The following is a 12,098-nucleotide window of genomic DNA, read 5'->3' on the forward strand; positions in this document are numbered from 1 at the left end:
TGAAAATGGAAAAGGATAAAACAGATAAAAAAGATCACATACTCGATGTTGCCGAGCGTGTTTTCGCCGAACAGGGGTATGATGGTGCATCTACCCGCATGATATCGGGCGGGGCCGGGGTAAATATGGCTATGCTTAATTATTACTTCGGTTCAAAAGAAGGGGTTTTCCTGGCAATATTTGATCGTAGGATCAGCAATTTCCAAGCCGTGCTGCTAAGCATCGGTAACGATGAAAGCATCAATTCATGGGAAAAACTGGACAAATATCTCGACAACTATATAGATAAGGTAGTAACCAACAGTTGCTTCCACATTATGCTTAACCGCGAGATCTCCAAATCTAAAAAGACCGACCTTACTGATCAGATCACCGATATTATGATGAAGAACGTCAATGTTTTTCTGAATATTATATCCGAAGGTATCCGCAAAGGCGACTTTAATAAAGATGCGGATCAGCAGCTTTTAGTGGCTACCATCTTCGGTACCAAAAACTACATTATTAATACCCCGCATATTTCTTCCAAAGTGCTTGGTTACGATGTGCTGGATACTGATGTACAGAATAACCTGCTTAAACCCCGGTTTAAAAAATACATGAAAACACTGTTAAAAGCTTACTTGCAAAATGAAAATGACAACAATAAATAATACACCCTTGAAACCCTCACAACTAAATAAAGCCTTAAAGGCCGCGGGTAGTTTAGCCATGCTGCTACTGGCATTGCTAATTACCAACCCCGCGGCCGCGCAGGACAAGTCCCTCACGCTGGAGGAAGCCCTTAAACTAGGAATTGAAAACAGTAAAGTGCTAAAACTTTCGCAATCTCGTATCGACCAGGCGGTATCACAATACCAGCAGGCTAAAGACCGATCGCTGCCAACAGGTAAAGCCAGCTTTGGTTATAACCGCGCGCAGATCCCCGCCAATAAACTAAACTTTGGCGAAGAAACTTTAGTCTTGCCAACAAGCGCTAATGCATATCTGGGTACATTATCGTTAAATCAGATAATTTTTGCCGGTAACAAATTAAAGTACGCCCGCGAATCTACCAACCTGCTTAGCGAAGTCGCCCGTTTGGATGCTGTTAACGATAAAGACCAGATTGCGTACAACATTATAGATTCTTACTATACTTTGTACAAAGTACTGCAAAGCAAAAAAGTGGTTGACCAGAATTTGGCTACCATTGATGCGCAGATCAAACAATCGCAACGCTTTTTCGACCAGGGTTTGGTTACTAAAAATGATGTGTTGAGGTTCCAGTTACAACGTTCTAATATCGAACTGAACGGTATCGACCTGGAAAACAACCGCCGCATTATTAACTATAACATGAACATCCTTTTAGGCTTACCGGAAACTACCCAGCTAAGGATAGTACAGATTATTGAAGCCGACAGGAATGCATTGCCGCTTACCAGCTACCTGGATTCGGCCATGACCAACCGCCCCGAGTTTAAACAATTGGACTTACGCACACAGGTTGCTGACCTGAATATCAAAAGTATTAAAGCAAATACTACACCAACGCTTTCAGCATCGGGTAGCGCTTATTATGTGGGCGTTGCTGCAAACCCAATACCTAAAAGCGGTAAATACATCACCCCAATATCTATAGGTTTAACCGTAGGATGGGATTTTGGCAGCCTTTGGACAAACAAAAACAAGGTTAACGAAGCTAAATTACAGCGCGAAGAAGTGATGATCAACCGTGGCATCACGCTGGATAACGTAAAGAACGAGGTTAACCAAAGCTACCAGAACTACAAAGCTGCTTTGGATAAAATAACCCTGCTGCAAACGTCTATTAACCAGGCTAACGAGAATAACAGGATCTTAGAATCTAAATACAAAAGCAATATATCATCGGCTACAGACCGGGCCGATGCGCAAACCCTGCTTTACCAGGCACAGATCAATTTAGAGCTGGCTAAAGCCGATGCAGGATTAGCATACTATACATTATTAAAATCAACAGGAAAACTTAACAAATAATTACAATATACAAAGCGATGGCAAAGGAAACACAAGAAGCAGAACCTAAAAAGAAAAATAAGGTACTTCCTATCATATTAGGGGTAGTTCTTTTAGGGGGTATCATATTTGGAGTAAAGGAATATATATACTTCAGCAAACACGTTGATACTGATGATGCGCAAATTGATGGCGACATAAGCCCGGTTGTGGCGCGTGTTGGCGGCTATGTAGACAGCATTATGTTCGAAGAAAATACGCACGTTAACAAAGGCCAGTTATTGGTTAAGATTGACGACCGCGATTACAAAGTAAAATTAGAGCAGGCACAGGCAGCGCAGGTTGGTGCAAGCGCAAACATTAACGTAGGCGAATCACAAATCTCAACCACAACCGCAAATTCATCAAGCGCTAAGGCTGATGTACAATCTGCAAAGGCACGTTTAGATAAAGTACGTAAAGATTACGACCGTTACGCTAACCTGGTACAGGATGGATCGGTAACCCGCCAGCAGTTTGACCAGGCCAAAGCCGACCTGGAAGTTGCACAGGCAAACTACAATGCATCGCGCGATAAATACAAAGCCGCGTTAGAGCAAATTGCTACCAGCCGCAGCCTGTTAAAGGTTACCAATACGGGCGTATCTCAAAAACAAGTTGATATCGATTATGCAAAACTACAGATAACCTATACCGATGTTAAATCGCCTGCGAGTGGTACTGTGGCTAAAAAGAATGTACAGGTAGGCCAGTTGGTACAGGCAGGGCAAACGCTGTTCTCGGTAGTAAATGATAACAGTATTTATGTAACTGCCAACTTTAAAGAAACCCAGTTAAACGATATCAAAAACGGTTTAAAGGTTGGCCTTAAGGTTGATGCTTATCCAGGTTTGAAAGTTGAAGGTATAGTATACAATTTCTCGCCTGCTACAGGTGCAAAATTCTCGTTACTGCCACCGGATAATGCTACCGGTAACTTCGTTAAAGTTGTACAACGTATCCCTGTTAAAATCAAGATCACAGGCAGCAAAGAAGATATAGCGAAACTACGCCCGGGTATGAGCGTTGCCGTTTCGGTAATTACAAAAGACTAAATAACATGGCTGAAACTGGCTTTAAAAAATGGATAATTACCATTACGGTAATTATGGCATCATTACTCGAGCTGATTGATACCACCATTGTAAACGTTGCTATACCGCATATACAAGGTAACCTTGGCGCAACCTTAGAGGATGTTGCCTGGGTGGTTACCGGTTATGCGGTGGCAAACGTTATTATCCTGCCTATGTCGGGATGGCTTGGTGGCCGCTTTGGCCGTAAGCAATACTTCCTTGCCTCTATTATAGTATTTACTATAGCATCGTTCCTGTGTGGTAACGCAACCTCGCTTGATGAGTTAGTGGTGTTCAGGATACTACAGGGTATTGCGGGTGGTGGTTTAATATCTACCGGGCAAACTATCCTGATAGAGACCTGGCCGCGCGAGCAAATTGGTACTGCTACAGCATTGTTTGGTTTAGGCGCGGTGGTAGGCCCAACTGTAGGCCCAACCATTGGTGGCTGGATCACCGAGAATTACTCGTGGCCGTGGATTTTTTACGTGAATTTACCGGTGGGCGCGCTTGCCGCGTTCCTGGCGTATACATTTATTACCGAAACGCCCAAGGCCGAAAAACGCCCCATAGACTGGTGGGGTATTGGTTTACTTGCATTAGCGGTTGGTAGTTTACAAACCATCCTTGAAAAAGGCGAATCGGAAGATTGGTTTGCTACAACTTATATAACTGTGCTTACCGTTTGTGCTGTTTTAGGCACACTGCTATTTATTTGGCGGGAGCTAAGTACCGACCACCCTATCGTAAACTTCAGCATTATGCGGCATCGAAGTTTCGCGGTGGGTATGTTTACCTCCTTTATCCTCGGGTTTGGGTTGTATGGGTCGGTGTTCGTGTTCCCGGTGTTTTGTCAAAACTTGCTCGGCTTTAACGCGCAGCAAACGGGGCAGTTGCTGTTTCCGGGTGGTTTGTGTACCATATTTATGATGCCCTTTATTGGCAAGATGCTTAACAAAGGTATCCCCGCGCAACTTATGGCAACGGCAGGTATGTTCCTGTTCTTTGTATTCACGTGGATGCTAAGCAACTCTACCCTGGCAACAGGCGAGAAAGATGTATTGATCCCATTATTGATCCGTGGTGTGGGTATGGCCTTATTATTTGTGCCTTTAACCACGCTTGCCATGGCCGGCCTTAAAGGGGCGGAACTTGGGCAGGGATCGGGCTTAAATAACATGATGCGCCAATTAGGCGGCTCATTTGGTATAGCGGCCTTAACAACCATCATCCACATCCGCCAGGGTTTCCACAGGAGTACGCTGATAGAGCATGTTAACCCTTACAACCCCGCTTTTACCGAGCGCTTGCACATGCTTACACAGGGTTTCATATCCAAGGGTAAATCGGTGCTTGATGCTACCAACATGGCGTACGCCGCTATTGAAGGTGCAGTTATTAGGCAAACTATGCTGTTAAGTTACGATGACGCTTACTGGATCTCGGGTTTGGTGATGCTATTCTCGATACCTTTATTATACCTGCAACCGTTTAAAAAACTAAAGGCGGTTACAGATTCTCACTAAAAAAACAAAGCCATTCTGTTCTTACGAACGGAATGGCTTTTCCAAAAAATCAACAATTAAATTTGTATTCCGCCCTGGTGCCGGTAATGTTTTACAGCTATAAAAATATTATGGTAAAAGGGGTTCGTAATAATCTATGGGTTAAAATTAAGGGTTTTATATCAACAAATCCAAATATTGCCAGATATTATTTTTAAACAAAGCGAAAATCTTTTTCGTTTTATTAGAATATGATTTTGCCGGTTGCTGTTACCAATGATGCTATCCTTATGGCATCAATATGCACTCTTCGGTAGTGCCAGGTTTTATCAATGAATTTTAGTGGGCGTTAACGCATATTTCGCAACCGTAAACGGCCGAAATGGCAAGGCTCATCAATTCAAAAAACCCTTTGCCGGTAACCGGTTTCATCATCAGCGGCATGCGGATACGTGCCGGGGTTTGGGTATATTTTTCTTTTTGGGTAAAATGTCTGAAACGATAAAATATATTGTTTGACGCCAATAATGAAGCACAGCCCGCAGCTTTTGCCACGTCGGCATCGGTAGCTTCGGTTTGCTTTGCAACGCTGGTATAGCAGGCAATAAGCGGCGCGTTTTGGTTATTAACAGCAGTGCTTCTTTTAAATACCAAGGGCTTCTGCTAATGATTTTAAAGTATCAGCTAACATCTGGAATTTAAGGTCGCCAGGGTCATCGTGGTGGGCTCTGCAGGCAGCGTGTACAAATTCGCTATCGGTTAATGCACCAATCAGATGGGTTTCGCGGTCGCTTAACTCACCAAAGTTTTTGTTGAACCCGGCAATTTCTGTAGCGCATACAAAAGTAAAATCTTCTGGCCACCAGAACATTACGGTTTAAACGTTATCGTCATTAACAAACTATCCTGAATTTATGGTTTCAAACTCTTTACCTTTTTCAAGACTTGTTACAACAGGTTTAGAAAATCGAGTGAATTTGCCCTGTCGTTAACATAATGGTTGTTTCGTTATAACGTATAGAACAAAAGCACACTTAAGGCCAATGGTTATTTCACATTAAAAACTTATAGTATATAGTTTTTATCTATGTATTAAGGTGTTTGTATTGTAATATACTATTGAATGGATGTCTGCTAAAAAACGTAATTTATTTAAGTGGCGCTGTTTTTAAACGGATATATGCATGAGCAACAAATAATTACCCTGCAGAATATTACATTTGTAACCCCGCTAAATATAAAATTGAAATTTACGTATGTACGATATCTGTTGCATAGGGCACATCACCTTAGATAAAATTGTTACCCCCAGGGCTGTTAAGCACATGGCAGGGGGCACCGCCTTTTACTTTTCAAACGCCATACACAATATGGATGTGAAATACGGACTGGTTACCGCCGTTGGCGATACCGAACTGCCCAGCGTTACCGCCCTGCGCAATAAAGGCATCGAGGTGAAAGTATTGCCCAGCGCGCATACCGTGTACTTCGAAAATATTTATGGCCAGAACCAGGACAACCGCACCCAGCGCGTACTGCAAAAAGCAGATGCCTTTGTTGCCGAAGACCTGAAGGATGTAGAAGCTGTTATTTTCCACTTAGGCCCGCTACTGGCCGATGATATGTCGACCGAATTGATCAAAACATTGTTTAGTCGTGGTAATGTTTCGGTAGATGCGCAAGGTTACCTGCGCGAGGTGATAGACAAAGGCGTACACCCCATAGACTGGACGGACAAACGCGAAGCCCTGAAATATATAGACATTTTAAAAGTAAACGAAGACGAACTGGAGGTGCTTACCGGTTTTGCCGATATTAAAGAAGGCGCGAAAGTACTGGCCGGGTGGGGTGTAAAAGAAGTGGTAGTAACCCGGGGCAGTTTGGGCTCGGTAATTTACCACGATAGCATTTATTATACCATCCCCGCATACAAACCTACCGAATTGGTGGATGCCACCGGCTGCGGCGATACCTATATGGCAGGTTACCTATACAAACGCGTTAAAGGTGCCGACATCCAAAAAGCCGGCGAATTTGCCGCCGCCATGGCAGGCCTAAAAATTGAAACCTCCGGCCCGTTTGAAGGGACCGAGGCAGATGTTTTGGCGATGATGGAGAAGTAGTTAAAGTAAAATAAACAATCCTGTTTTAGGTCAAGGTAGAAAACCTCGATAATATTATTAAACTTGCGCGTCATTGCGAGAAGCGATAGCGACGTGGCAATCTTCGATAGAAGAGTCGGCGACATGCTTGATTAGTATGATTTATGTACAACCTATCATTTATGTAATTTGCAATATGATAATGCAACGAGGAGGATGCGTTTATATAATGACTAATAAAGAACATACCGTTTTGTATACGGGCGTCACATCCGACATTTTAGGCCGGGTTTGGGATCACAAGAACAAAACATACCCTAAAAGTTTTTCAGCGAAATACAATTGCAATAAGTTAGTTTACTATTTTTCTTATGCTCATATAGAGGAGGCGATAGCAGAAGAAAAGCGCATCAAAGACAAAAGCCGCCAAAGCAAAATTGACTTGATAAACTATATTAACCCGGATTGGAACGATTTGTACAACGGGCTATTAAATGAGTAATCATCTGATTTGATAGGTAGCTTTTCTATCGTACTATCGAAGATTGCCACGCTATCGCTTGCAATGACGGGGTGGTTATATATTTAACTTTTTCACCGCCGGTTTAGCATCGCGTAACCTATCCTAAAATGTGGTAAGCTTCAGTGGGAAGAGGGAAGTGAGGATTTTTGGCGATGATGGATCGGTAGCTCTCCTCGCGTCTTTGCGAGCGTAGCGTGGCAATCCTCGACATGCTTGTCGCCCACTTTTCTATCGAAGATTGCCACGTCGCTATCGCTCCTCGCAATGACGTGGTGGGTTTTGTTTACCACTATTGGTCCATCTTCTATGCCTTTCAATTTTCTACCATATGGTAAGCTTTCAGCTTACGCAAGCAGAATGCTTGCAATGTTTTAGGACGAAGTTGAAAACTTCGACCAGTGGGGATGCTATTTAGTCTGACGGGCTTTATAAAATTTTTTTTCGGTCTGTTTTAAAAGGGATGGCGGATACTTGATAGTCATCTGTAAAAACGATATATCCGGGATTTTTTGTTGTTACTACTTCTACAATAATTCCATATCTGTTTAATACCTCCCTGATCTCGTAAACTTTTTTGATGTGCTCTTTAGCCGTGTCTTTAAACCATGATAATGAAATTGAAGCAGGATTTTTATTGTTTGCATTTGAGAATCTGTCAGGGGCTTCCAGGTTTTCATTGAACCAATCTTTAATATGTTTCAGTTTAATAACATCTTCATCTTGTGTAGAGGATGCTTCTCTAATAAACCGGAGCGCGCTAAATAAGCCGGTGTGGCTCTCGCCGTATTCGTTAATGAATTGCGTTATAAATCTAATGTACATCTTAAAAATCTTTCCTCTTTTTGCTGACGCAAGGTGTCGTGCGGTGGTGAAATTGGTTGTTGCGATCTCCTCCCGTATGTCATTGCGAGGAGCGATAGCGACGCGGCAATATCAGCATATCCGCTTGTCCTCTGAGATTGCCACGCTACGCTCGCAATGACATAGTGGCTATAAAGTCAGCCCTTACATCCCCAACTGGTTCATCACATATTCAAAAATAAACGTCCAGTTTTCTATGGCTTGCTGGGTGCTTTGGCCGCTGCCGTGGCCGCTGTCAAAATCCATGTGGAGGATAATGGGGCTGGTTTGGCCGGGGTTGTTTTGCAGGGCTGCCACAAACTTTTTGGCGTTCATCGGGTCAACCCGGGTATCGTTGGCGCCGGCGGTTACCAGCATTGGCGGCACGTTTACTCCCGCGCGGATGTTCTGGTAGGGCGAGTAACGCAATAACCAACGGAACTGCTCCGGGTCTTCGGCTGCGCCGTATTCGGGGATCCAGTAACGGGCTATCAGGAACTTATGGTAACGCAGCATATCCAGTAGCGGTACTTCGCATACAATGGCTTTAAAAAGGTCGGGCCGTTGGGTTGCAGCTGCACCCATCAGCAGGCCGCCGTTGCTGCCTCCAAGGGCTACTATCTTATTTTCGGTAGTGTACTTTTCTTTGATGAGCCATTCCGCGCATGCGTAAAAATCGTCGAAGCTGTTTTGCTTTTTGGCCAGCATCCCGTCCAGGTGCCATTGCTCGCCAAACTCATCGCCACCACGGATGCCCGCGTTTACCACAATGCCGCCCGCCTGAATGAACGGCGCGTAAAAGCCAAAGTACCCCGGCTTAATTCCCGACTGGAAACCACCGTAAGCCGTTAACAATACCGGGTTTTTACCATCCAGTTTAATGTCCTTACGGTGCACCACAAACGCGGGCACACGGCTACCATCTTTACTGATGTAGAACTTGATCTCGCCGGTTATCTCGCTCATGTCAACCGGCAGTATTCGCTGGTAAAACAGCTTCCACTTGTAATCCTTCGGCGATGCCACGTAGGTTTTTGGGGTAGAGGTAAAGGTTACCAGCGATATATAGATCTTATCCTCCTCGCGGTCGTAACTTACGCCGCCGATGCTGCCTTGCTCGGGCAGGGGCATGGCACGGAGCTTTTTACCGTTTAGGTCGTAAATGGTCAGGCGGCTTTCAATATCCTTTTTATCCTGTATAATGATGCTGTTTTTGGTAACCACGTAAGCCTCCATCACGGTACTGCTTTCGGGGATCAGCACCTTCCAGTTCTTAAATTCGGGATGTGCCTTATCGGCCACCATCAGCTTGCTGTTTGGCGCTTTATCATTAGTTTTAATATACAGGCGGTTGCCGATAGCTTCCGGATAGGCCTGCGATTTTTTACTGCTGAAGATGAGCTTGCCTTCCTTTAAGTTTCCGGTAGGGCGCATCTTTAAACTGTTGGAGTAGAAGTCGCCCTCGCCGCTAAAGGTTACATCGCTGTAGCGGTTATCATAAATAAAATAGCTGTTTTGGGCGTCCTTGGTAGTACCTACGAATGTTGCCTTCTCTATAGGGTCGCCAACTTTAAGGTAGTAGGTTTTAAGGGGGCGTTGCTTATCTACATCTTCCTGGCTGCGCAGGGTAACGTAGGCATGCTGCTGGTCCTGCGCCCAGTCGAACCCGCTGATATTGGTAATAGGATCATGAATTTGCTTGCCGGTGCGGGTATCAATAAAGTAAACAGTGTTTACCTCAGCACCGCTTTTTTGCGCGCTGATGGCCGCGCGTTCACCATCGTAAGTATAGTTTGTACCACTGGTGGAGATCTTGCCGTCGGCATCCAGCGTAACCGGGTCCCAGATCAGAATTTTCTTACCATCGATAATGGTGTAGATCTTATATTGCTTGTCGCCCTTTTTCTTAACGGTTTGGAAAACGCGTTTGCCAACCGTGTTCAGCGGGCCTTCGTAATCCATGTTGAGGTAGGCGGCAATTTTCTCTTTCAGGTCGGGGTGTACTTTTTGTGTTTTCTTCAGGTATTCAACACCATAGTCGTGCTGTTTTTTGGTCCACTCAATAGCGTCCTCGTTCTTTTTATCTTCCAGCCAGCGGTAGTTATCGGTAAGCTGTACACCGTGCAGGGTATCAACAACAGGTATGGCTTTGGTTTTTGGCGGATCGAATTTTTGCTGTGCGTTTGCAGCCATAGCGGCGGTAGTAATTAGGGTGAGCAGAAGGGTTCGTTTCATTGCATTAAAGTTGGTGAGCTAAATATACTGATTGTGGCTTAACAATTATTTATTGCCGTGTAGTGATTTTAATAAGTGGCTGGCCATTTTGGTAAGAGGCGATGGATAGGTATGCAGGGGGCCTTTAAAAGGTGATTGAAAGTCGTTTTTTGGTGAAAAAAGGCGTTGCCCGGATCAGAAATAAGTGGGAGTAATCTACACTTCTTGAGATACAGCAAAAATACAGAATATTCTTTATTTTTGCTATTAAAATGGAATAATTAAAATTGCTTTTTGTTAAAACCCCTCGCTTATGGCAATTTCTTCGGGTATCACCAACCGGGTATTTGCCAGTTTCTTTTTGGTTATTTTATCAACCCTGCGCATCAGCAATATGCTGATTATGGAGATGCCTACAATTACATAACCCACTATGTTATAGTGCTGTAGTGGAGCCCCTTTGCTTGGTTGTGTAACTATAATCCCGGCAACGGCTGCGGCCACGCCACCTGCAATTTGCTGTAGCGATGCGTTAACGCTCATGAAAGCGCCACGGTCGCTCATCTCGGGTATAGCGCTGGTTAAGGCTGATGAAGGGATCATCCTGCTCATGATGCCCATCATCATTAAAATGTTAAGCACCATTACGATAATTAGCGGGGTTACGCCCAGGTTAGTATAAACCACACACATGATCATCATCCAAACGGATGCTACCGCGAAGATCTTGAACTTGTCTATCCTATCGCTCAACTTGCCAATCAGCGGCATAATCAGTAACGAGCTTAAGCCCGATACCATCAACAGCATAGTTAATTGTTTGTAGCTAACGCCAAGGTTATTCACCGCGAAGGCGCTGCCAAAAGGCATCATCATAAAACCGCCTATGGATAGTAGTGCTGTAGAGGTAAAGCCCACTCTATAATCTGCCTTAGAAACCGTATGCCACAAATGCCCCAATGCCGACCTATCTTGTTGAATAGCAAGGTGTGATACTAACGGTTTAAGGTAAAAACCAATAGCTGCCGCAATGAATACACTTAAGCCGGCCACCATCCAAAACGGTGCTTCCCACTGCCATAAGGTAGCGATGTAGATCCCGATAGGTACACCTAAAACCTGGCTTGCGCCAAAGCCCATTTGTATAAAACCCATCACACGGCCACGTTGCTGCAAAGCAAAAATATCGGTAATAATAGCCATAGAGATAGAGCCGATTACCCCACCAAATAAACCGGTTATAATACGGGCGGCTACCAATGCAGTGTAGGAGTGAGCCATGCCACAGAAGATAGTGCCCACAATAAAGCCGATGTAAAAGAACAGCAGCAGTTTCTTACGATCGAATTTATCGGCGAAGCCTGCTGTTAGTAAACCCGAGATACCTGCGCTAAAAGCATATGCAGATACCGCCACACCAAAGGCAGATGGTTTTAAGTTAAGCGATTTCATCAGCATATCACCAAGGGGAGACATCACCATAAAATCTAATATCACCGTAAATTGGGTGATAGCCAGTATAAATATTATAAATTTTTGGTAGCCTGTAAAAGCGACTACCGGTTGTTTATTTTCCATTTATTTAGGTTAACTCACAGCAGTATTGGCCGCGACTGTTCATTAATTCAATTATCTGCAAATGGCTTAACGTGTACGACACGATCCGCAAAACGTAGTCCTCATCGTCCATGTCCACGGTCCAGCATTGTACATCCGGGTTCCCATCCAGTAGGGTATGCAGCAACTTTTTATCACCATCGCAATTCACGTTAGTTTTAAAAAGCAGTATATGGTCAAAGTTTTCTGTAGTGTTCATCAA

The 12,098-nt window shown here is 44.2% G+C and carries 12 protein-coding genes; 6 read left to right on the top strand and 6 right to left on the bottom strand.

Annotated features, from left to right (window positions below; all coding sequences use genetic code 11):
- The first annotated feature begins 5 nt into the window (after positions 1-5).
- From NAF17_RS08575 to NAF17_RS08590, 4 genes are read left to right on the top strand one after another with little or no spacing between them, the layout of a single operon-like run.
- Positions 6-653: a TetR/AcrR family transcriptional regulator gene (locus NAF17_RS08575; protein ID WP_252757590.1), complete on the top strand. Its 648-nt coding sequence runs from the start codon at positions 6-8 to the stop codon at positions 651-653.
- Between the two features lie 7 nt (positions 654-660).
- The gene (locus NAF17_RS08580; RefSeq protein ID WP_252757591.1) at positions 661-2,001 is read left to right on the top strand and encodes a TolC family protein; all 1,341 of its coding nucleotides are present in this window, start codon (positions 661-663) and stop codon (positions 1,999-2,001) included.
- Between the two features lie 17 nt (positions 2,002-2,018).
- Positions 2,019-3,074 (top strand): HlyD family secretion protein, encoded by a 1,056-nt coding sequence (locus NAF17_RS08585; protein ID WP_252757592.1) that lies wholly within the window; start codon positions 2,019-2,021, stop codon positions 3,072-3,074.
- A gap of 5 nt (positions 3,075-3,079) precedes the next feature.
- The gene (locus NAF17_RS08590) at positions 3,080-4,621 is read left to right on the top strand and encodes a DHA2 family efflux MFS transporter permease subunit (RefSeq protein WP_252757593.1); all 1,542 of its coding nucleotides are present in this window, start codon (positions 3,080-3,082) and stop codon (positions 4,619-4,621) included.
- A 318-nt stretch (positions 4,622-4,939) separates the two neighbouring features.
- Here the strand turns inward: NAF17_RS08590 and NAF17_RS08595 are convergent, their stop codons facing one another.
- Both NAF17_RS08595 and NAF17_RS08600 read right to left on the bottom strand, forming a co-directional pair.
- The gene (locus NAF17_RS08595) at positions 4,940-5,254 is read right to left on the bottom strand and encodes a hypothetical protein (protein WP_252757594.1); all 315 of its coding nucleotides are present in this window, start codon (positions 5,252-5,254) and stop codon (positions 4,940-4,942) included.
- Positions 5,244-5,471, bottom strand: a complete 228-nt coding sequence (locus NAF17_RS08600; RefSeq protein ID WP_252757595.1) for a redoxin domain-containing protein — start codon at positions 5,469-5,471, stop codon at positions 5,244-5,246. Before NAF17_RS08600 ends, NAF17_RS08595 begins: the two co-directional genes overlap by 11 nt.
- Positions 5,472-5,856: 385 nt before the next feature.
- Here NAF17_RS08600 and NAF17_RS08605 point away from each other — a divergent pair, with 385 nt between their 5' ends.
- Both NAF17_RS08605 and NAF17_RS08610 read left to right on the top strand, forming a co-directional pair.
- Positions 5,857-6,723, top strand: coding sequence for a PfkB family carbohydrate kinase (locus NAF17_RS08605; RefSeq protein WP_252757596.1), 867 nt, complete (start codon positions 5,857-5,859; stop codon positions 6,721-6,723).
- Positions 6,724-6,904: 181 nt separating this feature from the next.
- Complete coding sequence (locus NAF17_RS08610) at positions 6,905-7,204, top strand: GIY-YIG nuclease family protein (RefSeq protein WP_256474509.1); 300 nt, start codon at positions 6,905-6,907, stop codon at positions 7,202-7,204.
- A gap of 447 nt (positions 7,205-7,651) precedes the next feature.
- Here NAF17_RS08610 and NAF17_RS08615 read toward each other — a convergent pair whose 3' ends face one another.
- The 4 genes from NAF17_RS08615 to NAF17_RS08630 form a co-directional block, all read right to left on the bottom strand.
- Positions 7,652-8,047 carry a hypothetical protein gene (locus NAF17_RS08615; RefSeq protein WP_252757598.1) on the bottom strand — a complete coding sequence of 132 codons (396 nt, stop codon included), beginning with the start codon at positions 8,045-8,047 and terminating at the stop codon, positions 7,652-7,654.
- 183 nt (positions 8,048-8,230) lie between these two features.
- Positions 8,231-10,300, bottom strand: a complete 2,070-nt coding sequence (locus NAF17_RS08620; protein WP_252757599.1) for a prolyl oligopeptidase family serine peptidase — start codon at positions 10,298-10,300, stop codon at positions 8,231-8,233.
- Positions 10,301-10,576: 276 nt separating this feature from the next.
- Entirely contained in the window at positions 10,577-11,857 is a 1,281-nt protein-coding gene (locus NAF17_RS08625) for an MFS transporter (protein ID WP_252757600.1), read from the bottom strand.
- 4 nt (positions 11,858-11,861) lie between these two features.
- Entirely contained in the window at positions 11,862-12,095 is a 234-nt protein-coding gene (locus tag NAF17_RS08630; RefSeq protein ID WP_252757601.1) for a hypothetical protein, read from the bottom strand.
- Positions 12,096-12,098 lie beyond the last annotated feature (3 nt).

It is taken from the genome of Mucilaginibacter aurantiaciroseus (assembly GCF_024055595.1).
Taxonomy (GTDB): Bacteria; Bacteroidota; Bacteroidia; order Sphingobacteriales; family Sphingobacteriaceae; genus Mucilaginibacter; species Mucilaginibacter aurantiaciroseus.